The sequence below is a fragment of the Deferribacter thermophilus genome, from assembly GCF_049472675.1.
GTDB lineage: Bacteria > Chrysiogenota > Deferribacteres > Deferribacterales > Deferribacteraceae > Deferribacter > Deferribacter thermophilus.
Genome location: NZ_JAPNXM010000010.1, coordinates 43,884 through 68,036 on the forward strand (window position 1 = coordinate 43,884; position 24,153 = coordinate 68,036).

Annotated in this window: 29 protein-coding genes; all 29 read left to right on the plus strand. The window is 31.0% G+C overall.

Features of this window, described 5'->3' with window-relative positions; all coding sequences use genetic code 11:
• Positions 1–48: 48 nt before the first annotated feature.
• The 29 genes from OWM07_RS09085 to OWM07_RS09225 all read left to right on the plus strand — a co-directional run bounded on the left by OWM07_RS09085 (position 49) and on the right by OWM07_RS09225 (position 24,096).
• Positions 49–1,188, plus strand: coding sequence for an ATP-binding protein (locus tag OWM07_RS09085; RefSeq protein WP_423303398.1), 1,140 nt, complete (start codon positions 49–51; stop codon positions 1,186–1,188).
• 409 nt (positions 1,189–1,597) lie between these two features.
• A complete protein-coding gene (locus OWM07_RS09090; protein WP_423303399.1) occupies positions 1,598–1,732 on the plus strand; it encodes a four helix bundle protein in 135 nt (44 codons plus the stop codon).
• A gap of 235 nt (positions 1,733–1,967) precedes the next feature.
• Positions 1,968–2,249, plus strand: coding sequence for a hypothetical protein (locus OWM07_RS09095; protein WP_423303400.1), 282 nt, complete (start codon positions 1,968–1,970; stop codon positions 2,247–2,249).
• A 13-nt stretch (positions 2,250–2,262) separates the two neighbouring features.
• Positions 2,263–2,430 carry a nucleotidyl transferase AbiEii/AbiGii toxin family protein gene (locus OWM07_RS09100; protein WP_423303401.1) on the plus strand — a complete coding sequence of 56 codons (168 nt, stop codon included), beginning with the start codon at positions 2,263–2,265 and terminating at the stop codon, positions 2,428–2,430.
• Positions 2,431–2,541: 111 nt separating this feature from the next.
• Positions 2,542–3,408, plus strand: a complete 867-nt coding sequence (gene rfbA / locus OWM07_RS09105; protein ID WP_423303402.1) for a glucose-1-phosphate thymidylyltransferase RfbA — start codon at positions 2,542–2,544, stop codon at positions 3,406–3,408.
• A gap of 1 nt (position 3,409) precedes the next feature.
• Positions 3,410–3,967, plus strand: coding sequence for a dTDP-4-dehydrorhamnose 3,5-epimerase (gene rfbC / locus OWM07_RS09110; RefSeq protein WP_423303403.1), 558 nt, complete (start codon positions 3,410–3,412; stop codon positions 3,965–3,967).
• Positions 3,964–4,860, plus strand: a complete 897-nt coding sequence (gene rfbD / locus OWM07_RS09115) for a dTDP-4-dehydrorhamnose reductase (RefSeq protein WP_423303404.1) — start codon at positions 3,964–3,966, stop codon at positions 4,858–4,860. The genes rfbC and rfbD overlap by 4 nt, the downstream gene beginning before the upstream one ends.
• A gap of 4 nt (positions 4,861–4,864) precedes the next feature.
• On the plus strand, positions 4,865–5,965 hold the full coding sequence (gene rfbB / locus OWM07_RS09120) for a dTDP-glucose 4,6-dehydratase (RefSeq protein ID WP_423303405.1): 1,101 nt from the start codon (positions 4,865–4,867) through the stop codon (positions 5,963–5,965).
• Between the two features lie 475 nt (positions 5,966–6,440).
• Positions 6,441–6,575, plus strand: a complete 135-nt coding sequence (locus OWM07_RS09125; protein ID WP_423303399.1) for a four helix bundle protein — start codon at positions 6,441–6,443, stop codon at positions 6,573–6,575.
• A 235-nt stretch (positions 6,576–6,810) separates the two neighbouring features.
• Positions 6,811–7,092: a hypothetical protein gene (locus tag OWM07_RS09130; RefSeq protein ID WP_423303400.1), complete on the plus strand. Its 282-nt coding sequence runs from the start codon at positions 6,811–6,813 to the stop codon at positions 7,090–7,092.
• A complete protein-coding gene (locus tag OWM07_RS09135; protein ID WP_423303406.1) occupies positions 7,058–7,687 on the plus strand; it encodes a nucleotidyl transferase AbiEii/AbiGii toxin family protein in 630 nt (209 codons plus the stop codon). Before OWM07_RS09130 ends, OWM07_RS09135 begins: the two co-directional genes overlap by 35 nt.
• Before the next feature lie 286 nt (positions 7,688–7,973).
• The gene (gene gmd, locus OWM07_RS09140; protein WP_423303407.1) at positions 7,974–9,158 is read left to right on the plus strand and encodes a GDP-mannose 4,6-dehydratase; all 1,185 of its coding nucleotides are present in this window, start codon (positions 7,974–7,976) and stop codon (positions 9,156–9,158) included.
• 64 nt (positions 9,159–9,222) lie between these two features.
• Positions 9,223–9,585, plus strand: coding sequence for a four helix bundle protein (locus OWM07_RS09145; RefSeq protein WP_423303408.1), 363 nt, complete (start codon positions 9,223–9,225; stop codon positions 9,583–9,585).
• Positions 9,569–10,918, plus strand: a complete 1,350-nt coding sequence (locus OWM07_RS09150) for a GDP-L-fucose synthase family protein (protein WP_423303409.1) — start codon at positions 9,569–9,571, stop codon at positions 10,916–10,918. The genes OWM07_RS09145 and OWM07_RS09150 overlap by 17 nt, the downstream gene beginning before the upstream one ends.
• 108 nt (positions 10,919–11,026) lie before the next feature.
• Entirely contained in the window at positions 11,027–11,755 is a 729-nt protein-coding gene (cysC, locus tag OWM07_RS09155; RefSeq protein WP_423303410.1) for an adenylyl-sulfate kinase, read from the plus strand.
• Positions 11,756–11,873: 118 nt separating this feature from the next.
• Positions 11,874–12,782, plus strand: coding sequence for a sulfate adenylyltransferase subunit CysD (cysD, locus tag OWM07_RS09160; RefSeq protein WP_423303411.1), 909 nt, complete (start codon positions 11,874–11,876; stop codon positions 12,780–12,782).
• A gap of 92 nt (positions 12,783–12,874) precedes the next feature.
• Positions 12,875–13,240 (plus strand): four helix bundle protein, encoded by a 366-nt coding sequence (locus OWM07_RS09165; RefSeq protein WP_423303412.1) that lies wholly within the window; start codon positions 12,875–12,877, stop codon positions 13,238–13,240.
• A gap of 13 nt (positions 13,241–13,253) precedes the next feature.
• Positions 13,254–14,819, plus strand: a complete 1,566-nt coding sequence (locus OWM07_RS09170; protein ID WP_423303432.1) for a sulfate adenylyltransferase subunit 1 — start codon at positions 13,254–13,256, stop codon at positions 14,817–14,819.
• Positions 14,820–14,829: 10 nt separating this feature from the next.
• Positions 14,830–15,429, plus strand: a complete 600-nt coding sequence (gene cysC / locus OWM07_RS09175) for an adenylyl-sulfate kinase (RefSeq protein ID WP_423303413.1) — start codon at positions 14,830–14,832, stop codon at positions 15,427–15,429.
• On the plus strand, positions 15,422–16,396 hold the full coding sequence (locus OWM07_RS09180) for a 3'(2'),5'-bisphosphate nucleotidase CysQ family protein (RefSeq protein ID WP_423303414.1): 975 nt from the start codon (positions 15,422–15,424) through the stop codon (positions 16,394–16,396). Before cysC (OWM07_RS09175) ends, OWM07_RS09180 begins: the two co-directional genes overlap by 8 nt.
• Positions 16,397–16,429: 33 nt before the next feature.
• Positions 16,430–17,830 (plus strand): flippase, encoded by a 1,401-nt coding sequence (locus tag OWM07_RS09185; protein ID WP_423303415.1) that lies wholly within the window; start codon positions 16,430–16,432, stop codon positions 17,828–17,830.
• A gap of 6 nt (positions 17,831–17,836) precedes the next feature.
• Positions 17,837–18,211 (plus strand): MATE family efflux transporter, encoded by a 375-nt coding sequence (locus OWM07_RS09190; RefSeq protein WP_423303416.1) that lies wholly within the window; start codon positions 17,837–17,839, stop codon positions 18,209–18,211.
• Positions 18,212–18,299: 88 nt separating this feature from the next.
• Entirely contained in the window at positions 18,300–19,268 is a 969-nt protein-coding gene (locus OWM07_RS09195; protein ID WP_423303417.1) for a sulfotransferase family protein, read from the plus strand.
• A complete protein-coding gene (locus tag OWM07_RS09200; protein WP_423303418.1) occupies positions 19,265–19,567 on the plus strand; it encodes a glycosyltransferase in 303 nt (100 codons plus the stop codon). The genes OWM07_RS09195 and OWM07_RS09200 overlap by 4 nt, the downstream gene beginning before the upstream one ends.
• A 72-nt stretch (positions 19,568–19,639) precedes the next feature.
• A complete protein-coding gene (locus tag OWM07_RS09205; protein ID WP_423303419.1) occupies positions 19,640–20,005 on the plus strand; it encodes a four helix bundle protein in 366 nt (121 codons plus the stop codon).
• Positions 19,995–21,395, plus strand: a complete 1,401-nt coding sequence (locus OWM07_RS09210; RefSeq protein WP_423303420.1) for a glycosyltransferase family 2 protein — start codon at positions 19,995–19,997, stop codon at positions 21,393–21,395. The genes OWM07_RS09205 and OWM07_RS09210 overlap by 11 nt, the downstream gene beginning before the upstream one ends.
• Positions 21,392–22,453 carry an EpsG family protein gene (locus tag OWM07_RS09215; RefSeq protein ID WP_423303421.1) on the plus strand — a complete coding sequence of 354 codons (1,062 nt, stop codon included), beginning with the start codon at positions 21,392–21,394 and terminating at the stop codon, positions 22,451–22,453. Before OWM07_RS09210 ends, OWM07_RS09215 begins: the two co-directional genes overlap by 4 nt.
• Entirely contained in the window at positions 22,450–23,232 is a 783-nt protein-coding gene (locus OWM07_RS09220; RefSeq protein WP_423303422.1) for a glycosyltransferase family 2 protein, read from the plus strand. Before OWM07_RS09215 ends, OWM07_RS09220 begins: the two co-directional genes overlap by 4 nt.
• A 27-nt stretch (positions 23,233–23,259) precedes the next feature.
• Positions 23,260–24,096 (plus strand): glycosyltransferase family 2 protein, encoded by an 837-nt coding sequence (locus OWM07_RS09225; protein WP_423303423.1) that lies wholly within the window; start codon positions 23,260–23,262, stop codon positions 24,094–24,096.
• Positions 24,097–24,153: the final 57 nt, after the last annotated feature.

The following is a 24,153-nucleotide window of genomic DNA, read 5'->3' on the forward strand; positions in this document are numbered from 1 at the left end:
GATTATGCCTATTATAATATTAAAAAAGGGAGTTAGTTCACTGAAATTATGTTAATTAGGAGAACAATTCAAAAAGAAATAGAGAAAAGACTATTTAAAGGGAAAGCGATTATAATTTATGGTGCAAGACAAGTAGGTAAGACTACGCTTGTAAAACAAATTGCTGATAAATACAAGAATAATAGTATTTATTTAAATTGTGATGAGCCTGATATTAGAGATAAGCTTTTTAATAAAACATCAACAGAACTAAAACAACTTATAGGCAATAAAAAATTGGTTATTATTGATGAAGCGCAAAGAGTAAAAGATATTGGTATAACACTAAAACTTATAGTAGATAATTTTAAACAAATTCAAGTTATTGCTACTGGTTCATCGTCTTTTGACCTATCAAATGACATTTCTGAACCGCTTACTGGTAGAAAATATGAGTTTTTTTTACCTCCTTTTTCAATAGAAGAGTTACGAGAAATTTACTCTGATATAGAGTTAAATAGAATACTGGAAAACATGATAATTTATGGGTTGTATCCTGAGATTATTTTAAATAGTGAAGATAGAGAAATAAATTTGAAATCTCTAACAGATTCTTATTTGTTTAAAGATGTATTGATGTATCAAAATATTAAAAATCCAGATATCTTACGAAGGTTATTGCAAGCTTTAGCGTTGCAAATTGGTAATGAAGTATCATACACAGAGCTATCAAAACTTTTAGGTATTGATAAAAAAACGGTTGAATCATATATAAATATCCTTGAGCAAGCATTTATTATTTTTAGGTTAAATCCATTTAGCAGTAACTTAAGAAAAGAGCTCAAAAAATTAAGAAAAATTTACTTTTATGATACAGGGATAAGGAATGCTTTAATTAATAATTTTAACCCGTCTTATTTGAGACAAGATTGGGGAGCGTTGTGGGAAAATTTTGTGATTGTTGAAAGAATTAAATATTTGAAGAACCATCTTGTAAATAAAAGTTATTTTTTCTGGCGTAATATTTATAAACAAGAAGTTGATTATTTAGAGATTGGGAGTGATAAAATTTGTGCTTTTGAAATAAAGTGGAAGAAGAGTAGATCGAAATTACCAAATATGTTTAATGACTTATATCCTAATAATGAGTTGATTTTGGTAAATAAGGATAATTTTTTAGATGTGATATACGATAAATTAGATCGTTAAAACGTTGAAAAGTTAGAAAGTTGGAACGTTAAAACGTTAAAACGTTGGCACGTTGAAACGTGTAAACGTTAAAACGTAGAACGTAGAACGTAGAACGTAGAACGTAGAACTTAACACTTAACACTCTTATCAATCTAAGTTAATTTCCACTTGACTTTTTTAATGATATATTTTAAAAACTCAAGCTGTTGTTTGATGATTGGGTTGTATTGGGGAGGAATTTGTTATATTATATACACAAGTAAGCTAAACAGTATAATTGTATGTTGATGATAGTATTGTTGTACTCAAATCTGGTACTTTTTTTAAGCCACTCTGAGAGGTGGCATTGGCGGTAGCCTGCCCTGGTTTGGGGGTTGGTTAGTTAATAGTTAGTTTTGATTAATTACAGGTTAGTTGTGGTTAATTGATGGTTGATTGGAATGAGTTAATTGTTTGGCAAGAAAGCCATAATTTTGTTTTAGATATTTATAAATTAACATCAAAATTTCCTAAAGAAGAAATTTATGGATTAGTTATCCAAATACGCAGAGCTGCAAGCTAACAATTAATTAACGATGAACTAACCTCATGACTGATTTCCCATTTTTATGTTGAACCAGGACTTCTCCATTGTTTTATGGGCTTGCAACGGTGGTATATAAAGATATATTAAAAAGAGGTGACTTTGGAATTCAGAATGCAAGGCCATCCATTGAGGCTGTTTATAGGATTAGAAACTTCAAGTACATTAGATTTACAGATTGAGAGTATCCGTTGGAAGAGGAGAAGTTAAATAAATGAGTATTTACTGGAATATCAAGAAAAACAGTGATATTGATGAGACCACCATGATAGAACATACACTGAAATACGGTGATCTTGATGATATAATAGAGTTGTTTAAAAGAATTAATAATGACAAAATAAAGGAAATCTGGTTAAAAACAATGGCTCCTGACAGGAGATTTTTAAAACTTAACCTTATGATAGCAAGAATCTTTTTTGATATGAATGTTGAAAAGGATTATTTTGAAAGCTTAGATAATGCAAGGTTTAAAGTTAGAGTGTCTGTTAAATAGTACGAAGGATATTTTGTTAGAACTCATAAAAAACGATTATATGAGAAATTTTGTTTTGGTGGATGGCAGTGCGTTAGCATTATATTTTTGTCACAGGTTCAGTGAGGATTTGGATTTTTTTACTTATCAAGATAACAACTTCCAAATAGAAAAAGTGTTCAAGATTATCAATAAAATATAAGCATTAAGTACTAAGCACTAAGAGCTAAGTATTAAGCTCTTAACACTTAACACTTAACACTTAACACTTAACGCTTAATGCCTAACGCTTAAAACTATTTTCGGAGGTTTTATGAAAGGTATAATTTTGGCAGGTGGTTCAGGCACCAGACTTTATCCGATCACTAAAGCAATATCCAAACAGATTCTTCCGGTTTATGATAAACCTATGATCTATTACCCCTTATCCGTTTTGATGCTTGCAGGTATCAGGGAGGTGCTTATTATCTCTACACCAAGAGATATAAATGTATTCAAAGAGCTTTTGGGGGATGGTCAATGGCTGGGAATGAGGTTTGAGTATGCCATTCAGGAAAAACCCAGAGGTCTTGCGGATGCGTTCATTGTGGGGGAAGATTTTATAGGTAATGATAGGGTGGCAATGGTATTAGGTGATAATATCTTTTATGGCCAGCATTTTACGGAGATATTACAAAAAGTTGTATCGAGTAGCTCTTCAGCTACTATTTTTGGATACTGGGTAAAAGATCCAAAGTCTTATGGTGTTGTGGAGTTTGATGCTTCCGGCAAAGCTCTTTCTATTGAAGAAAAGCCACAAAATCCTAAATCCCACTATGCCGTTCCAGGACTATATTTTTATGACAGCAGAGTTGTGGATATAGCAAAAAATATAAAACCTTCAGATAGAGGGGAGCTTGAAATAACTGCTGTAAACAATGAGTATTTAAAAATGGGTGCACTAAACGTGGAGATTTTAGGTAGAGGTATGGCATGGTTTGATACTGGTACCTATGATGGACTGCTTGATGCAGCCAATTTTGTGGAGGCCATTCAAAAAAGACAGGGGTTATACGTTGCCTGTATTGAAGAGATAGCTTATAGGAATGGATGGATAAATAAATCTCAATTGCTAGAACTTGCAAATGGCATTAAAACAGATTACGGAGCATACCTTCGTTTTATAGCTGAGGGGGAATAAGATGCCTTTTACGGTAATTGACTCTCCAATTGATGGGCTTTTAGTGATTAAGCCCCAGATTTTTAGGGATGATAGGGGCTTTTTTATGGAAACTTACAAAGAAAGTGATTTTAAGTCGTTGGGCATTTTAGATCGATTTGTTCAGGATAATCATTCAAAATCGAAAAAAGGAACTATAAGAGGGCTACATTTTCAAAAACATCCTTATGCTCAGGGGAAACTTGTGCGTGTTACTCGTGGAGTTGCCTGGGATGTAGCCGTAGACCTACGGAAAGGATCACCAACTTTTGGGAAATGGTATGCATTGGAGTTGTCTGGAGAAAATAATCTCATGTTATGGATTCCGGCAGGTTTTGCCCACGGTTTTCTTGCACTTGAGGATGACACTGAGCTTTTATACAAATGCACGGCAGAATATCATGCCCCATCAGATGGTGGAATACGATGGAATGATCCAATTATTGGTATAAAATGGCCTGATCTTGGCATTTCATACATTATATCCCAAAAAGATATGCAGTTACCGTATTTAAAAGAGATTCAGGAGGATATGTTTTGATATGGATTATCGGTGCCAGAGGGATGCTTGGCACAGAGATTTTGGAGATGCTTAAATCGATTTCGGTACCTTTTATAGCTACAGATAAAGAGATTTCTATTACTGACTATGATTCTCTCTTTCAATTTGCAAGAAATAGATCAATTAAATCCATTGTAAACTGTGCCGCCTACACAGCAGTGGACAAAGCAGAAGATGAAGTAGAATTATGTACTGCTATAAATGTAGATGGTGTTGAAAATATTGCTAAGGTGGGAAAGCAGATAGGTGCCACTGTCATTCATATTTCCACAGACTATGTTTTTTCGGGAGAACCGATAATAGAAAATGGTAAGCCCCGACCATATCTGGAAGATGATCCTACTTATCCTACTTCCATTTACGGTAAGACGAAGCTTGAAGGGGAAAAGCGGCTTTTATCAATATTTCCTGAAAGCATTATCATTCGCACTTCATGGCTTTATGGGGAGCATGGTAATAATTTTGTATATACAATGCTTAAGTTGATGAATGAAAGAAAAGAAATCTCTGTAGTTTCTGACCAATTTGGAAGTCCTACCTGGACATACGATCTTGCAAAGGCTATTTTACAAATGATAAATTTGTCGAAAGATAAGCCGCCTATAGGTATTTACCACTATTCGAATGAAGGGGAGATATCATGGTATGATTTTGCCGTTGAGATTTACAGGCTTGGTAGGGAGTATGAGATTTTAAAAGAGGAATGTAATATAAAGCCAATTAAAACAGAAGATTACCCCACAAAGGCAAAGCGTCCTAAGTATTCAGTTTTATCAAAGGAGAAAATCAAGAGCTTAGGTGTGGAGGTGCCCTTTTGGAAAGATAGCTTGAGAAATTTTATCAGTAGTATATCACAAAGATACAGGAGCTAAAGTTATGAGAAATTTCAATACAATTTTAGTGACTGGTGGTGCAGGTTTTATAGGATCTAATATGATTAGATACCTTTTGTCAGAAGATTCTGGTTTTAAAGGCGTTGTAATAAACGTAGATTTACTAACCTATGCAGGTAATCTGGAAAGTTTGATAGATGTAGAGGAAAGATTCGGTGGTGGTTCAAATCCCAGACACATTTTTGTAAAGGCTGATATTAGAGATCGAGCTGCTATAGAAGATGTTTTTAAAAAGTACAATGTGGATGCAGTGATTCATTTTGCAGCAGAGAGCCATGTGGATAGATCTATTCTTGGGCCAGAAGCTTTTATAACTACAAATGTTCTTGGTACTTATACACTTCTCGATGTGGCAAGAAATTACTGGCAAGAAGTTTATGGTAATTTATCTGATGCACCAGTGTTGTTTCATCATATTTCAACAGATGAAGTATATGGCAGTCTTGGCGAGACTGGATATTTTACTGAAAACACCCCCTACGATCCGAGATCCCCATATTCAGCCAGCAAAGCAGGTAGCGACCATCTGGTAATGGCATACCATCATACCTATGGGTTACCTGTTACTTTGACAAACTGTTCAAATAATTATGGGCCATATCAATTTCCAGAAAAATTTATTCCACTTATGATATTAAATATGCTTGAGGATAAGCCTTTACCTGTATATGGGGATGGGAAAAATATCAGAGACTGGCTATACGTGGAGGATCACAATATAGCTGTGTGGCAGGTAATTAAATATGGTAAAGTGGGTGAAAAGTATAATATCGGTGGGGAAAATGAGTGGGAGAATATAAGACTGCTTGAATACCTGATTCAGATAGTATCAGAGGAAACAGGTAAATCGCAGGAAAAGTTAAAAGATCTCATTACATTTGTAAAAGATCGACCCGGCCATGATAGAAGATATGCCATAGATTGCACAAAAATAAAACAGGAACTTGGCTGGAAGCAATCAGTCTCATTTGAAGAAGGCCTCCGCAGGACAGTAAGATGGTATCTGGACAATAGGAAGTGGGTGGAAAATATTAGGTCTGGGGAGTATTTGAAGTGGATTGAGAAGAATTATGTGGAACGTTAAGTTTTTAAATTAGAATTTTTAAGTTAGGAATTTATAAACGTATAAAATTATTTATAATATGAGAAAAATGTAAAAAAGGAAAAAAAGCTTTTGGGACTAATTTTTGTGATAACAACTGAGAAAAAATGATAAAGTTTTATTAGGTTTGTACCTTGGTAAAATAAAACTTTAAAACGTAGAACCTAGAACTTAGAATTTGAATCAGTTAATGTCCATTTGATTTTTTTAACTCAAAAAGTTATAAACAAAAGCTGTTGTTTGATGATTGGGTTGTATTGGGGAGGAATTTGTTATATTATATACACAAGTAAGCTAAACAGTATAATTGTATGTTGATGATAGTATTGTTGTACTCAAATCTGGTACTTTTTTTAAGCCACTCTGAGAGGTGGCATTGGCGGTAGCCTGCCCTGGTTTGGGGGTTGGTTAGTTAATAGTTAGTTTTGATTAATTACAGGTTAGTTGTGGTTAATTGATGGTTGATTGGAATGAGTTAATTGTTTGGCAAGAAAGCCATAATTTTGTTTTAGATATTTATAAATTAACATCAAAATTTCCTAAAGAAGAAATTTATGGATTAGTTATCCAAATACGCAGAGCTGCAAGCTAACAATTAATTAACGATGAACTAACCTCATGACTGATTTCCCATTTTTATGTTGAACCAGGACTTCTCCATTGTTTTATGGGCTTGCAACGGTGGTATATAAAGATATATTAAAAAGAGGTGACTTTGGAATTCAGAATGCAAGGCCATCCATTGAGGCTGTTTATAGGATTAGAAACTTCAAGTACATTAGATTTACAGATTGAGAGTATCCGTTGGAAGAGGAGAAGTTAAATAAATGAGTATTTACTGGAATATCAAGAAAAACAGTGATATTGATGAGACCACCATGATAGAACATACACTGAAATACGGTGATCTTGATGATATAATAGAGTTGTTTAAAAGAATTAATAATGACAAAATAAAGGAAATCTGGTTAAAAACAATGGCTCCTGACAGGAGATTTTTAAAACTTAACCTTATGATAGCAAGAATCTTTTTTGATATGAATGTTGAAAAGGATTATTTTGAAAGCTTAGATAATGCAAGGTTTAAAGTTAGAGTGTCTGTTAAATAGTACGAAGGATATTTTGTTAGAACTCATAAAAAACGATTATATGAGAAATTTTGTTTTGGTGGATGGCAGTGCGTTAGCATTATATTTTTGTCACAGGTTCAGTGAGGATTTGGATTTTTTTACTTATCAAGATAACAACTTCCAAATAGAAAAAGTGTTCAAGATTATCAATAATTTTAACAACAAAGAAATAGTAAATATTAGCAACGATCAGATTGATGTAATGATTAATGGTGTAAAAGTTACTTTTTTTAATGCGAAGTGGCACTTTTTAAAACCAAAAGAGATAAGGAACTTCAATGTAGCCACACTGGAGCAGATCGCAATAATGAAGATAAATACACTTTTTTTAAGGGCGAAATATAGAGACTATTATGATTTGTATTTCTTAGAACACCATTTTAGTTTGAAGCAAATCTTTGAACTATCAAAAGACATTCTGAATGGTATAAACTTAAAGCTTTTTATAACGGCTTTAACTTTTATTGATGATATAGAAGATGAAAAATTGGACTATTTAAAACCGGTAAAAGAACTTTCATTGAAAGAAATCAGGGATTTTTTTGAAGAAAAAATTAAGAAAGAATTTCTTTAAATGAAAGGTTCTTAGTGATAAAAATTTGAGCTTTTGAAATAAAGTGGAAGAAAAGTGGATCGAAATTACCGAATATGTTTAATGACTTTTATCCTAATAATGAGTTTATTTTTGTAAATAAAGGATAATTTTTTCGATGTGATATATGATAAATTAGATCGTTAAAACGTTGAAAAGTTAGAAAGTTGGAACGTTAAAACGTTACAACGTTATAACGTTACAGCGTTATAACGTTAGAACGTGGAACGTTGAACATAGAACATAGAACTTACCTTTGGAGGCATACATGAATAAAAAAGTTGCACTTATTACAGGTATTACAGGTCAAGATGGGTCATACTTGGCTGAATATTTACTTTCAAAAGGGTATGAAGTCCACGGCATAAAGAGAAGGAGTTCTCTTTTTAATACAGAAAGGATAGACCATTTATACCAAGACCCTCATGAAGAAAAAACCAACTTTTACCTCCATTATGGTGATCTTACAGACAGTTTAAACATTACAGCAATCATCCAGAAGGTTAAGCCTGATGAGATTTACAATTTAGCAGCTCAGTCCCATGTGTACGTTAGTTTTGAGCAACCTGAGTATACTGCTCAGGTAGATGCCCTGGGTACCTTGAGGGTGCTTGAAGCTGTTAGACTGCTTGGTTTTACAGAAAAAGTGAAAATATATCAGGCTTCTACTTCAGAGCTTTTTGGAAAGGTGCAGGAGATGCCTCAGACAGAAAAGACTCCTTTTTATCCCCGTAGCCCTTATGGGGTCGCCAAGATGTATGCTTACTGGATAACAGTAAATTATAGAGAATCTTACAATATGTTTGCCTGTAATGGCATCTTGTTTAATCACGAATCACCTGTTAGGGGCGAGACCTTTGTTACCAGAAAAATAACCCGTGGCCTATCCAGAATATTTCTTGGCCTTGATAAAAAGATTTACCTTGGAAATCTTAATGCCAAAAGGGACTGGGGGCATGCGGAAGATTTTGTAAAGGGGATGTATTTGATACTACAGCAGCCTGAGCCGGATGACTTTGTGTTGGCAACAGGTAAGACTACTGAGGTAAGGGAATTTGTAAGGAAATGTTGTGAAAAATTGGGCTGTAAGATAGAGTTTACAGGTAAAGGAGTCGATGAAAAAGGAATTTTGGCAAATGTTGAATTAGAAATGTTGAATGATGAGTTGAAAAAAATAGGAGCTACTGAAGAAATAATTCAAAATTTAACATTAAACATTAAAAATTTAATCGGCAAGCCAATTGTTGAAGTTGACCCAAGATATTTCAGGCCTGCGGAGGTTGACATACTCCTTGGCGATGCTACTAAAGCCAAAGAAAAGTTAGGTTGGGAGCCAAAGAAAACCCTCGACGATTTAATTAATGATATGCTCAAATATGACCTTGAAAAGAGCTACAGAGAGCTAGTGTTGAAGCAGCATGGATTTGATATTCAGGGGAGTTGTGGGGTTTGAAGAGCAATTAGCGAGTAGCGGATAGCGGGTAGTGAGTAGCAAGTAGTGGGTAGAGAGAAGATAGATGAAGTGTGAAAATCTTGATGTATGGAAAAGAAGTTGTAAATTAAGTGTTGAAATTTACAAATATTTTGCAAATTTTAAAGATTACGGATTTAAAGATCAAATTACAAGAAGTTCATTATCTATTCCTAGTAATATTGCTGAAGGAGTGGAAAAAGAATCAAATAAAGAAACGATTAGATTTATTGAGATTGCAAGGGGCTCATTAGCAGAATTGATTACACAAATTTATATAGGAATGGAAATTGGATATATAGATAAAGATGAAGGATTTTTATGGATTAAAGAATGCAATGAATTATTAAAAATGTTAAATGGCTTAAAAAAATCTTATGAAAGGAAAAATAATGAAACAAAACAATAAACCTAATTCCTCACTACCCACTACCCGATACTTGCTATCATCTAATCGCTACTCGCTTAACAAAGATAGCAAAATCGTAGTCTTTGGTTCTTCTGGCCTTGTAGGTTCGGCAATCGTAAGAAAGCTAATTGAAAAAGGATATAAAAATATAATAGGAACATATAATCATAGACTACCCACTACCCGCTACCCGCTACTCTCTACTAGCTACTCGCTACCTACTATCCGCTATTATAAGATTGATTTATTAAACAATGTCGCGGTACGAGAATTCTTTGAAGAACATAAGCCTGAGTTCGTATTTCTCGCTGCTGCCAAAGTCGGTGGAATAATTGCAAACAATACTTACAGGGCAGATTTTATTTATGAAAACCTTCAGATACAAAATAATGTAATTTATAACGCCTATAAATATGGTGTTAAAAAACTACTGTTCTTGGGGAGCACTTGTATTTATCCTAAAAATTGTCCACAACCTATAAAAGAGGAATATCTATTAACTGGTCCTTTGGAATATACCAATGAGCCTTATGCCATTGCCAAGATTGCAGGTATAAAAATGTGTGAGAGCTTTAACCTTCAATATGGTACAAATTTTATCTCAGTTATGCCAACAAATCTATATGGTCCAAATGATAATTTTGATTTAGAAAAATCACATGTTTTACCGGCATTAATAAGAAAAATGCATCTGGGAAAATGTCTGGAAGAAGATAACTGGGAAGCTATAAGAAAAGACTTAAATAAAAATCCTATTGAAGGTATTGATGGAAGCGCAACAAAGGAAGAAATATTAGCTATTTTAGAGAAATATGGAATAAAAATACAGCAAGTAGCAAGTAGCAAGCAGAAATTAGCAAGTAGTAAGGAGCAAGTAGAAAGTAGTATTCCCACTACTCACTACCCGCTACATTCTGTTTCTATAGAAATCTGGGGTAGCGGTAAACCAATGCGCGAATTCCTCCATGTTGACGACATGGCAGATGCTTGTGTATTTTTGATGGAAGAAATAGATTTTAAAGATATAGTTGAACAAAATAATTCAAAATTCAACATTCAACATTCAAAATTTTCAAATGAGTTTTCATACGAAGTTAGAAACACTCATTTGAATATTGGCACCGGCAAAGATATCTCAATCAAAGAACTTGCCTATTTAATCAAAGATATTGTAGGTTTTAAAGGAGAATTTTATTTCAATACAGATAAACCAGATGGAACTATGAGGAAGGTAACAGATGTAAATAAGTTAAATAGCTTAGGCTGGCGACATACTATTGAACTAAAAGATGGGATAAGAAGGGTGTATGAGTGGTATTTATCAAATGGCTAATTCAAAATTAAACAATAAAAATTCTTTATTAAATAGATTGCCCACTGTATGCGACATCCTAACTTGCTATATAAGTTTAATTAATTAGCAACTAAGAAAGGTTTAAAAATGTTCATTGAAACTAAAAAACGTTCGCTATTAAAAGCAATTTCATGGAGAGTTTTTGCTTCCTTAACAACGACTTTAATTGTGTTTGTATTTTTTGGAAGATTAGACTTAGCAATTGCCGCTGGTGTGACAGAGACCGTAATAAAAATAGGTATTTACTTTGTTCATGAGAGAATATGGGAAAAAATTAAATTTGGTAAGAAGAGAGTTGATCCTTTTGTATTATGGTTTACTGGCCTCCCTTTATCTGGAAAATCTACTATCGCAGATAAGGTCTACGAAAAACTAGTAAAATATGATCATTTATTACTTCAGAGATTGGACAGTAAAGATATTAGGGAAATGATACCAGAAGTCGGATTTAGCAAAGAAGAAAGAATTCGTCACCTTAAAAGGGTTGCATTTTTAGTAAAAACTTTACAGTCAAACTCTATATCTGTGATTGCGTCCTTTGTATCACCTTATATTGACATAAGAGAGTATGTAAGAAATAATACAAAAAACTTTATAGAGATTTACGTTAAAGCAAATATTGAAGAATGCAAAAAAAGGGACTACAAGGGTGTGTATAAAAAAGCTGAAAAAGGTGAAATTAAAAATTTAACAGGTATCCATGAAAAATATGAAGAGCCTGAAAGCCCCGAAATCATACTAGATACAACTAAATATTCACCAGATGAGCTTGCTGATATGGTTTATGATTATGTGATAAAGAAGTTGATAAAATAGCATTAAGTGCTAAGTACTAAGTTCTAAGTATTAAAAAGAAAGGATTTCGAACTTAGCACTTAATACTTAGCTCTTAAAACTTAACATTTAACACTTAACACTAATAAATGAGGTTAATATGATTAAAGAAAGACTCACCCATCTAAAGCTACTTGAATACGAAAGTATACATATAATAAGAGAAGCAATAGCAGAAGCTGAAAATCCTGTGATGCTATATTCTATTGGTAAGGATTCTTCGGTAATGCTACATTTAGCTATGAAGGCTTTTTATCCTGCCAGGCCACCATTTCCTTTAATGCATGTTGATACTACATGGAAGTTTAGGGATATGATCGAGTTTAGAGATAGAAGAGCAAAAGAGTTAGGATTAGATCTGATAGTGTATGTAAATGAAGAAGGGATCAAAAGAGGGGTTAATCCTTTTACTCATGGTAGTAAAGTTCATACTGATATTATGAAAACAGAGGCATTAAAACAGGCTTTAAATAAATATAAATTTGACGTTATATTTGGTGGTGCGAGAAGAGACGAGGAAAAATCAAGGGCGAAGGAAAGAATATTCTCTTTCAGGGATAAAAATCATAGATGGGATCCTAAGAATCAACGTCCTGAGCTGTGGAATGTGTATAATCTGAAGAAAAATAAGGGTGAGAGTATCAGAGTATTTCCATTATCAAATTGGACTGAGCTTGACATATGGCTTTATATTTATCTTGAGAATATTCCAGTTGTACCGCTTTATTTTGCAAAGGAAAGACCTGTGGTGGAATATGAAGGGGCGTTGATTTTAGTTGATGATGACAGGATGCCAGAAGAATTGAGAAAAAAAGCAGAAATGAAATGGGTACGATTTAGAACATTAGGCTGTTATCCTCTAACCGGTGCGATTGAATCAAAAGCCACCTCATTACCAGAAATAATTCAAGAGATGTTGGTGGCAAAATATTCAGAGAGACAGGGTAGACTTATTGATTTTGACCAAGTGGGTAGTATGGAAAGGAAGAAGATAGAGGGATATTTTTAAAAGATTTTAAATTATAAATTTTGAATTATGAATTGTAAATGATAAAGTATAAATTATGATATGATTTTAGATGATAGATTTTGGATTGAAAAGTGAAAGAAGAAAATTTAATTAAAAATAAAACATATAGTTTTGCATTGAAAATTATTGATCTTTATAAATTTCTAAAATATGAAAAGAAGGAATATGTATTATCAAAACAGATTTTAAAAAGTGGTACATCAATTGGAGCAAATGTAGAAGAAGCTCAGGCTGCACAATCCAGAAAAGATTTCTTGAGTAAACTTAGTATTGCAAGTAAAGAAGCAAGGGAGACATATTATTGGTTAAGAATCTTAACGGATTCTGGATATTTAGATAACTATTCAGATAAAGATATTTTGATAACAGAAATAAATTCAATTATTAGTGTATTAACAAAAATAATTAAAACTTTAACGGAGAGTAAATGTGAGTAATTCAAAATCCAAAATCCAAAATTCAAAATCGTTAATCGAAAGTGATATACTCGAATATTTAAAAAGGCATGAAAACAAGGAGCTTTTGCGTTTTATCACTTGCGGTAGTGTGGATGATGGTAAGAGTACTTTAATAGGGAGACTTTTGTATGAGTCAAAAATGGTTTTTGAAGATCATCTTATGGCTTTGAGAGCTGAAGCAAAATATAAACGGACAGAAGATGAGATTGATTTTTCGCTGCTTGTTGATGGTCTTCAGGCTGAAAGGGAGCAGGGGATAACTATCGATGTGGCTTATAGATATTTTTCTACGGATAAAAGGAAGTTTATAATAGCAGATACCCCTGGTCATGAGCAGTATACAAGAAATATGGCCACCGGTGCTTCAAATGCAGATATAGCAGTTATTTTGATAGATGCAAGAAATGGTGTGCTTACGCAGACGAGAAGACATTCTTTCATTGTTTCTCTATTAGGTATAAGAAATATAGTCGTAACAATAAATAAGATGGATCTTGTAGATTATTCTGAAGAAGTTTATAATAATATAAAGCAAGATTATCTTAGTATGTTTGACAAATTAATTTATTCACTTCCATATAAAAACTATAAACCAAATATATATTTTATCCCTATCAGTGCATTGAAAGGTGATAATGTAGTAACCCGTTCAAAAAAAATGGATTGGTATGAGGGACAAACACTTCTTGAGTATCTTGATAATATCTCAGTGAATAGTGAAAAAGTGAATGGTGAGCAGAAAAATGTCTCTTCACTATTCACTACTCACATGTCACCATTTAGAATGCCTGTTCAATTTGTTAACCGTCCAAATTTGGACTTTAGAGGTTATTGTGGCACAATTGTAAGTGGAAAAATAAGTATTGGTGATGAAATAATAGTCTACCCATCACGCGTAAAAACAAAAGTTAAAAATATAATTTTACCAGATTATAAAGAAGCTCAAAGTTCAAGGTTCAACGTTCAAGGTTTAGAAAAAGATAATTATAAAGAGAACATAGAACATAGAACATTGAACATAGAACAAGTAAACTTTGCTTACTCCCCGATGGCTGTTACTTTACAAACAGAAAATGAAGTGGATATAAGCAGGGGTGATTTACTAATAAAATCTGGAGGGAAAGAGCCTAATTTTACTGACTCTTTCGAGGCTTTTATTGTATGGATGGATGAAAGTAAACTAACTAATAGGGAATATACGCTTAAGATTTATACAAAGGAAACAAATGCTGTAATTAGCAAAATTTTGTTTAAAAAAGATATAAATACATGGGAAAAGATTGGAGTAAATACTTTAACTTTAAACGATATCGCAAGAGTACAGATAGATTTGTCCGAAAAAATTGCTTTTGACATGTATGAAGAAAATAAAACGACAGGCTCTTTTATTTTAGTAGATAAAGTTACACACTTTACATCGGCTGCAGGAATAATAGTTGGAGAGTCTACAAAGAAAAAAAATAGTCGCATTTACAGTGAAGCCGAGAAGGCTCTTAATAAATTTATTAGAGAACATTTCCCAGAGTGGGGATGTAAACCGATAGAAGAGATTGAATAACAGGTTAAATATGGATAAAAATATTGTTATACACCCTCACAAGGTTTCAAGATTAGACAGAGAGAAAATAAAAAAGCAAATGGGTTGTGTACTCTGGTTTACAGGCCTGTCAGGTAGCGGCAAAAGTACAATTGCCAATGAAGTGGAGTATAAGTTAAATCAATTAAGTTTTCACACTTATTTATTAGATGGTGATAATATTAGGCATGATTTAAATAAGGATCTTGGATTTTCTGAAGAGGATAGAAGTGAAAATATAAGAAGAATAGCAGAAGTATCAAAATTGTTTGTCGATGCTGGGATAATAGTCCTTACAGCTTTTATTTCACCATTTATAAAGGATAGAGAGCAGGCAAAAGATATAGTTGGTAAAGAACGGTTTATTGAGATTTTTGTTGATACCCCCTTTGAAGAGTGTGCAAAAAGAGATCCAAAAGGGTTGTATAAAAAGGCACTTAATGGTGAAATAAAAAATTTTACTGGACTTGATTCTCCATATGAGGCTCCAGTATCACCAGATATACACATAAAAACATTAGATGAAAATATAAATGAGTCTGTAGAAAAAGTTATTAATTATCTAAAGGAGAAAGGGTTTTTAAATGTATAAAAAAGAGTTGAACATTGGGGATTATAGTTTTAATATTAATGATATTTTAAAAATTGCTTTAGAAGCCGGCAAAGAAGTAATGAAAATCTATGAAAAAGATTTTAGTATAAATTATAAAGATGACAAATCACCTTTGACAGAAGCAGACAAGGTTTCACATGAAATCATTTGTGATGGTTTAGAGAAGGTGAGTAGTTTAGCAGTAGAGTCGTATAGTCACGAAACTTTGCAATTCAACAACTCCACTACTCCACAACTTCACTACTCCGCCACAATACCGATTTTGAGCGAAGAGGGGAAAGATATCCCTTTTGAAGTTAGAAAAGATTGGGAATATTTCTGGATGGTAGATCCCCTTGATGGTACAAAAGAGTTTATCAAGAAAAATGGTGAGTTTACAATAAATATTGCATTAATTCACAATAATGAGCCAATTTTTGGCGTAGTATACGCACCAGCAATTGATACAATGTATTTTACCGATGACCAAAATGCATACAAACTGGAAAAAGATAAAATTTACAAACTCCCCACCCTGCACCTAAAACCCAAAACCCAACACCCAATTTTTACCATCGTCGCCAGTAAATCCCACCTAAACGACGAAACAAAAGATTTTATAGATAAATTGTCATCCACAATCCAAAATCCACAATCCAAAATTAATTTTATTAGTAAGGGTAGTAGCCTAAAACTTTGCATGGTTGCAGAAGGCAAGGCTGATATCTACCCAAGATTAGCTCCTACTATGGAGTGGGATACTGCAGCAGCAGATGCAGTTGTTAGAAAATCTGGAAGAATGACATACGAATATAACAACTCAAAGTTCAACGACTTATGTTCTATAATTGTTAATAATCCAAAATCCAACACCCAACACCCAACACCTAATACCCAGCATCTGGTATTAACACCTTTAAAATATAACAAAAAAGACCTATTAAACCCCTGGTTTGTCGTGTGTTGATTACTACAATAAAAATTTAAATTAAGTAAAAATATGAATCTTACTGAAAAAATAAAAAATAATTTAAAAGATAAGCATTTCGGCGAAGTGTTAAAGGGGAGCATTTTTACATTTTTAGCCCGCGGATTTGCTGCGGTTTTTGCCCTTGGTTTGCAGGTTATTATTGCAAGATTTTATGGTGCAGATGTTTTAGGTGTAACAGAACTTATAAATTCATTTTTAATGATTGTGGTTATATTTGTCCTTATGGGTACTCAAGTTTCTATATTAAGATTTATACCAGAATATACAAAAAAATACTCTTCTTTTGTAGCGTATAAAGTATATAGAAAAGTACTGTATTTTATCTTATTTTTATCTATTTTTATTACAGTTATTATTTTCCTTAATTCTCATTTTATATCTGTAAAGATATTTAAAAAACCACAATATTTAACATTTTTTGTTCTTGCATCATTTTTTATCCCGTTTAGAGCTTTGTATGAGTATTATATGGCTGTGGCAAGAGGGTTGAAGCTGATAAAAGGTTTTGCCTTTCTACAACTTACTCCTTCATTATCAAATTTAATTATTTTAAGTATACTCACAATATTTTTTTACCACAAATATAATCCAGTTTATTCTTTACTTATCGCATTTACCGTTACTGCTTTGGCAGGATTGTTTATTTCTGAGTTTAAATTCAGAATTCAAAATTCAAAATCTAAAATTAATAACCCAACACTCAACACCCAAAATCCAAAATCCAAAATTCAAAATCCAAAATTTTACAATTATAATAAGCCTGATATTAAACTAAAATATCTCCTTACCATTTCTTTTCCCATGTTCTTAACTACATCAATGAGCTATATAAATAATCAAGCAGGTGTGTTACTACTTGGTATGTTTCGTAGTGAATCAGAGATTGGTTATTATGCTATAGCAGTAAAACTTGCAACATTAACAAGTTTTGTTTTAACAGCAATTAATTCTATGATAGCTCCAAAGTTTTCTGAGCTTTATCATAGTGGAGAAATGGATGAATTATTCCAAGTTGTGAGGAAATCAACAAAACTCATATTTTGGAGTACTGCTCCAATTTTGATTGGGTTAGTTGTTTTTGGTAAGTTTATTTTATTGAATTTTTTTGGAAAAGAATTTATAAATTCTTATACGCCGCTATTAGTATTAGTTGTGGGACAATTTGTAAATGCAATTTGTGGCTCAGTTGGGTATTTTTTGAATATGACTGGAAATGAGAGGTTTGTAAGTATTGTGATTATGATGTCTTGTATTATAAATGTTGCATTGGGGTATGTATTGATACCAAAATATGGTATAAATGGTGCAGCTATTGCTTCTGGAATTAGTATGATTTTCTGGAATATGGCGATGGTAATTTTTATTAAAAGAAGATTTAATTTTCTATTTATATATAGACCGGTTTTTTAAATTGAAATGAAAAATTATATAAGCTTTTTACTGATTTTTTCTTTTATGTCTACGCTTAAAATTTTTATCCCTAAATTTGCAGAGTTTTGGGGAAAAGGGGATATAAAAGGACTTGCAAAAGTAGCACAGCAGTCAACAAAGTTAATATTTTGGACTTCCTTTCCGATATTATTATTTTTTTTAATTTTTCCAAAGCCAATTCTTGGGATATTTGGAGAGGAGTTTAAAGTAGGGGCAATAGCATTGATGATATTAACAATTGGACAGTTTGTAAATGCAGCTGCTGGGAGTGTTGGGTATATTTTGCAAATGACAGGACATCAAAAATTTCATCAAAATGTAGTGTTAATAGGAGCTATTTCGAATATGATATTAAACTAGTTTTGATTCCCATTTAAAGATTAATAGAAATATTTAGAATGATTTAATCTAAAGTTATATTAAATAAATATTATATAGGGTATTTAGAATGAAAAATATAATTTTCCTTTTTTCTTTACCTAGAAGTGGTTCAACATTGTTACAAAGGATATTAATGTCACACAATGAAATAGCATCTGTTGCAGAACCATGGCTTATGCTTCCTTTTATCTATACCTTTAAAAAAGAAGGAATTTTAACAGAATATTCTCATAAAGTTTCTTATGTTGCTTTTGAAGATTTTATAAATAATTTACCAAACAAAGAAGATGACTATTATAAAGCTCTTAGACATTTTGCTGAAAATCTTTATGAAAATCAATGCAAAAATAATGAAAAATATTTTTTAGATAAAACACCAAGATATTACTTTATAATACCTCAAATAGCAAAAGTATTTCCAGACGCTAAATTTATATTTTTATTTAGGAATCCTGTTCATGTGATGAGTTCTATTATTCAAACATGGTGCAGTGGTAAACTTAATCAGATGTATAATTTTGAAAGGGATTTATATTATGGTCCACAGGCTTTAAGCGAGGGATATAAACTTCTTAAAGATAAATCTTATGCGATTCAATATGAAAAATTTGTAATAGATCCCAAAAAATATATAGAGGAAATATGTGAATATCTTGAGATAGAATTTGATGAAAATATGTTGAGTAATTTTGTTGCACAAGATACAAAAGGTCGTTTAGGTGATCCAACAGGTATAAAGGAATATAAAAGAATAGATACAAAATCGCTTGATAAATGGAAATATACTTTTAATACAAAATTTAGAAAAAAATATATCAAGAAGTACATTCAGAGCTTAGATGAAAGTGTTTTTAATATACAAGGATATAACAAGCAGGAGATATTAAGAGAGATAGAAGAGCTTGACGTTAAAAATAGTATCTCTCTTCAAGATAGAATAGGTTTAATATATAGTGAGTTAGTTAGGATTTTAAAGCCAAATATATGGTTTGGAAGAATTACTAAAACTTGGGCAAAAAACAGATTTTTATCGTGATAGGGTTAATTTTACAAGAAAACTTATCAAATGCTATTATGGAAAGTTTAGCTTGCGCTACTCCAGTAGTTGCTTTTGATGTAGGTGGTAATTGCGATATGATAGAGCATAAACAAAATGGCTATTTAGCCAAACCATTTGATACAGATGATTTGGCATATGGGATTGATTGGGTTTTAAATTATCAAAATTATGATGAGCTTTGTAAAAATGCACGAGAAAAGGTTTTAAGAGAGTTTGATAGCAAAGTGGTTGCGAAGAAATATATTGAGCTATATGAGAAAGTGATTAGTGATTAGTGAATCGTAATTTGTGAATCGTAATTCGTGAATTGTTAGGTGTAAATCGTAGATTGTGATACTGGATCGAATATGAAAACACATATGGATTTAGATGTTTGGAAGCTTTCTATAGAGTTAGTAAAAGATATTTATGAAATAACTAAACTTTTCCCTAAAGAAGAATTATTTGGATTAACATCTCAAATTAAAAGAGCTTCAATTTCAATTACGAGCAATATAGCTGAAGGAGCTAGTAGGCAAACAATTAAAGAATTTATCCAATTTTTATATATTAGCTTAGGCTCAACAAGTGAAGTTGAAACTCAATTAATTATTGCAAAAGAACTAAATTTTATTAATGAGAATGAGTTAGATTATTTATTAAATAAAATTGAAAAAATTAAAAAAATGCTAAATGGATTAATAAAACATTTAAAGGATAGAAATGCAAAATAAAACCAATCACCAATTACCGACTACCAATCACCAGTCACCAGTCACTAATCACCAATCACCAATCACTATTCACCCTAATCACTCAACCACAAGATTTCGTTATAAACTAATAGATGATGAATATTTAGATGAAAAAGGGAAAATAAAAGGAGAGTATAAATTTAAAATCAACCATCCAGCAATGAAAATCAAACATTCAAAATTTATTGGCAACCCAGAGGATAAGTTTCAAACTATGCTTTTTCTTCCAGAAGGTGAAGGGAGAAAAGCTGAAGGTGGATTAAGGACAAGAGGTTATTTTAAGTTTAGTTATGTGTGGTGTGGTGATAGTGATGGTGACTGTGTGGGTGACAGTGGAAATGGGAGCAAGGGAAGATGGTGGATTGCAGACCTTGACGGCAATCCTATTATGCCAGCACCAGAAGAAATACAGAAGCAAATAAGTCAGTATATTAATAGTTTATCATCAAACACTCAATCCTCAGGAGCAGTTGATACAAATTCGACATCTCAAACTAATTTGCGAGTGAACTGTGATGGTGATGGAAATATTTCCACATTCAAAGATCACAATTCACCATTCACTAATCACTATTCACTATTGAATAAGCTTCCGCTTATTACTGTAATAACCGTCGTCCTTAATGGCGAAAAATACCTTGAAGAAACCATCCAGAGCGTAATTAATCAAACTTATCCCAATGTAGAATATATAATCATTGACGGAGGATCAACAGACGGAACGCTGGATATAATAAAAAAATATGAAGATTACATTGATTATTGGGTGAGTGAGAAAGATAATGGAATTTACGATGCGATGAATAAGGGGATTACTCTTGCCATGGGTAATATTATAGGAATTATTAATTCTGATGATTGGTATAGTTTTAATGCCTTAAATTTAATTTATCATGCTTACATGAGTATTTCACAAAAAATAGGCATCTTGCATGGTGATATGAATCTAATAAAAGATGAAAATAAATTTTTTATATTAAGGCCATATAGAAATTTAAAAAAAATAAAAAAAGGTATGATAATAAATCACCCTACTGTGTTTGTAAGTAGAAAAATCTACTTGGAGAACGGTTTTTTTGATATAAATTATAAAATCGTTGCAGATTGGGAACTTATGTTAAGATTTTATCTACATGGTATTAAGTTTTATAAAATAAATACAGTTTTAGCTAATTTTAGAATAGGTGGTTTAAGTTATAATTACAATAAGAAACATATTTATGAAAAGCATATTGTAAGAAAGAAATATAATTTGTTTAAAATAGTTGATACATTATATATTTATGATTTGATAAAATATTATATATTTGGAAATTTTATTTCTAGGTTATCTCTCTTTAAAAAATATCTTTTGAGTAAATTCCAATGATTTTTTACTTTTTATATTATATCTCAATTGCATTTCTATTATTTTTAGATTATATTACACGTAATAAGAAGTTATTTTTATATTTTTGTATTTTTTGGATTATATTAATTTCAGGTACAAGATATTTGACGGGTTATGACTTTTATAATTATCAAAGCTATTTTTATAATTATAAAGATTTATCAATAGAATTTTTATTTAAATTAAGTTTGTTTATTTTAAATTACTTTACTTCAAATTCTCAATTTATGTTTTTTATTTATTCTTTCTTTACGATAATTATAATATTTTATGCTATAAAAAAGTATACCAAATATTTAAAAACAAGCTTTTTAATTTATCTTTTAATTCCAGGGTTATATTTGAATACTTTTTCTATAATTAGACAAGGTATAGCGGAATCAATCTTATTACTTGCGTTTTATTATTATATATATAGGCAAAATTACTTAAAATTTATTTTATTTTCTTTGATTAGTATATTATTTCATTATTCTGCAATTGTACCTTTTATTTTTTTGATTTTATTTTCAAAATTTCTAAAAAAATCATATTCAATCTCTTTTTATTTTTTAATTTTATTTGGAACTATTTTCATCAGTCAATTAAGTCTTGGAAACAAAATAATTGAAGTGCTTCCATTGATGGGTCGATATGTATATTATAAAGAATGGGTTCAAGAAGTTAATATCATCAAAATCTTTGTGTATAACATATTTTTTTGTTTTTTTATAATATTTAAGAAAAATTTTATTAAAAATTTTCAAGATAATATAATGTTAAACTTACTTTTTTTCGGAATTATTCTGTTAAATATATTTTCAAATTACACTCCGATAACAAGATTAATCTATTATTTTGTTATATTTCAAATATTTTTGGTGCCAAAATTAATATATTCATTTAAATATAATAGCTTAAAAATTGTTTTTTTAATGTTATTTATTTTCTACTATTTTATAATGCTATTTAATAGTTTATTTGTAGATTCCACCACAGAAGGAAATTCAAACTTAATTCCTTACAAAAATTATTTTTTTTATGAGGGTTTAAAATGAAATTTTCAGTTATAATACCAATGTATAATTCAAAAAAAACAATTGAAAATTCAATTCAATCAGTAATTAATCAAACATACAATGAGATTCTTGAAATTATTGTTATAAATGATGGTTCGACTGATGGGTCTGAAAAATTAGTAGAAAAAATAATTTTGAATAATAAAACAAATAGATTAATTAAACTATTAAATAAAACTAATGGAGGGGTATCTAGTGCAAGGAATATGGGAATTAGAGAATCAAATGGTGAATATATAGCCTTTCTTGATAGTGACGATCAATGGCATCCGCAAAAATTAGAAATTATTTTAGAACTTTTAGAAAAATATCCTATAAAATTTTTAGGTCATGCTTATACTATTAAAGAAAATTTTGATGATAAATTTAAAATAAAACCCCCAGTTAAAATATCATTTTATAAACTGTTACTTAAAAACTTTTCTGTAACATCTAGTATTGTAATTGAAAGAAAATATATCGAATTTTTTGATGAAAGAATTACACATAATGAAGATCATGAGTTATGGCTAAGGATTGCTTTAAAAACAGATTTCTATTATCTTGATATACCTTTAGTAAAGATAGGTAGGCCTCTTTTGAGTTTTGGTGGTTTAAGTGGTAATAAATGGTCTATGCGAAAAGGGGAACTTAAAACTTACAAAAAAATTGTGAGTATCAATAAGAAGTTGCTTATTTTTTTTCCATTTTTAGTATGTTTTTCATTGAGTAAACATTTAAGACGTATGATATCAGATTTTATAAAGAAATTATTTTAAAAAACACTTAATGTTGAGAAATATAAAATGATAAACTTATCAATAGTGTTGTATTGCAATTCAGCTGATCAAATAAAAAAAGTTATAATTAAGCTTAAAACAGTTAAATTGAATAAAATCTACCTCATAGACAACTCTCCAACAGATGAATTAAGAGAATTATCAAAACTTGATAAAAGAATTACATATATTTTCAACAACACCAATCTCGGTTTTGGAAAAGGACACAATATTGCACTTAGAAAATCAGTAAATGAAAATATTTCCTATCATCTTGTTTTAAATCCAGATGTATATTTTGAAGAAGGCATATTAGAGGAGCTATATAACTTTATGGAAAAAAATCCAGATGTTGGTTTAGTAATGCCTAAGGTTTTGTATCCTGATGGTAGCTTACAATATTTATGTAAATTACTTCCTACTCCTTTTGACTTATTTGGTAGAAGATTTTTAAATTTTGGTCCATTTAAAAAATTTATAGAAAAAAGAAACGAAATTTATGAATTGAGGTTTACTGGATATGATAATATAATGGAAGTTCCATACCTTTCTGGTTGTTTCATGTTTATAAGGACTAAAGTTCTGGTAAAAATAGGATTGTTTGATGAAAGGTTTTTTATGTATTTAGAAGATACAGATTTATCGCGCAGAATACACAAAGTATCTAAAACAATTTATTATCCTTATGTTCATATATATCATGAATATGGAAAAGGATCATATAAAAATCTAAAACTTTTACGTTATCATATAGATAGTTCGATAAAATATTTTAATAAATGGGGTTGGTTAAAAGATGATGAAAGGGATAAAATAAATAAAATAGCTTTAAGTAAACTGGAACATTTTAATAATGACTATTAAAATTTAAATTCATATAAATTTATGCCCTAAAGATATAAAAATCTGGAATCAAACTAA

Coding starts and splice junctions, on each gene's coding strand:
- OWM07_RS09085 (WP_423303398.1), top strand. CDS start 49: ATGTTAATTAGGAGAACAATTCAAAAAGAAATAGAGAAAAGACTATTT.
- OWM07_RS09090 (WP_423303399.1), top strand. CDS start 1,598: ATGGTTGATTGGAATGAGTTAATTGTTTGGCAAGAAAGCCATAATTTT.
- OWM07_RS09095 (WP_423303400.1), top strand. CDS start 1,968: ATGAGTATTTACTGGAATATCAAGAAAAACAGTGATATTGATGAGACC.
- rfbA (WP_423303402.1), top strand. CDS start 2,542: ATGAAAGGTATAATTTTGGCAGGTGGTTCAGGCACCAGACTTTATCCG.
- rfbC (WP_423303403.1), top strand. CDS start 3,410: ATGCCTTTTACGGTAATTGACTCTCCAATTGATGGGCTTTTAGTGATT.
- rfbB (WP_423303405.1), top strand. CDS start 4,865: ATGAGAAATTTCAATACAATTTTAGTGACTGGTGGTGCAGGTTTTATA.
- OWM07_RS09125 (WP_423303399.1), top strand. CDS start 6,441: ATGGTTGATTGGAATGAGTTAATTGTTTGGCAAGAAAGCCATAATTTT.
- OWM07_RS09130 (WP_423303400.1), top strand. CDS start 6,811: ATGAGTATTTACTGGAATATCAAGAAAAACAGTGATATTGATGAGACC.
- OWM07_RS09135 (WP_423303406.1), top strand. CDS start 7,058: ATGCAAGGTTTAAAGTTAGAGTGTCTGTTAAATAGTACGAAGGATATT.
- gmd (WP_423303407.1), top strand. CDS start 7,974: ATGAATAAAAAAGTTGCACTTATTACAGGTATTACAGGTCAAGATGGG.
- OWM07_RS09145 (WP_423303408.1), top strand. CDS start 9,223: ATGAAGTGTGAAAATCTTGATGTATGGAAAAGAAGTTGTAAATTAAGT.
- OWM07_RS09150 (WP_423303409.1), top strand. CDS start 9,569: ATGAAACAAAACAATAAACCTAATTCCTCACTACCCACTACCCGATAC.
- cysC (WP_423303410.1), top strand. CDS start 11,027: ATGTTCATTGAAACTAAAAAACGTTCGCTATTAAAAGCAATTTCATGG.
- cysD (WP_423303411.1), top strand. CDS start 11,874: ATGATTAAAGAAAGACTCACCCATCTAAAGCTACTTGAATACGAAAGT.
- cysC (WP_423303413.1), top strand. CDS start 14,830: ATGGATAAAAATATTGTTATACACCCTCACAAGGTTTCAAGATTAGAC.
- OWM07_RS09180 (WP_423303414.1), top strand. CDS start 15,422: ATGTATAAAAAAGAGTTGAACATTGGGGATTATAGTTTTAATATTAAT.
- OWM07_RS09185 (WP_423303415.1), top strand. CDS start 16,430: ATGAATCTTACTGAAAAAATAAAAAATAATTTAAAAGATAAGCATTTC.
- OWM07_RS09190 (WP_423303416.1), top strand. CDS start 17,837: ATGAAAAATTATATAAGCTTTTTACTGATTTTTTCTTTTATGTCTACG.
- OWM07_RS09195 (WP_423303417.1), top strand. CDS start 18,300: ATGAAAAATATAATTTTCCTTTTTTCTTTACCTAGAAGTGGTTCAACA.
- OWM07_RS09205 (WP_423303419.1), top strand. CDS start 19,640: ATGAAAACACATATGGATTTAGATGTTTGGAAGCTTTCTATAGAGTTA.
- OWM07_RS09210 (WP_423303420.1), top strand. CDS start 19,995: ATGCAAAATAAAACCAATCACCAATTACCGACTACCAATCACCAGTCA.
- OWM07_RS09215 (WP_423303421.1), top strand. CDS start 21,392: ATGATTTTTTACTTTTTATATTATATCTCAATTGCATTTCTATTATTT.
- OWM07_RS09220 (WP_423303422.1), top strand. CDS start 22,450: ATGAAATTTTCAGTTATAATACCAATGTATAATTCAAAAAAAACAATT.
- OWM07_RS09225 (WP_423303423.1), top strand. CDS start 23,260: ATGATAAACTTATCAATAGTGTTGTATTGCAATTCAGCTGATCAAATA.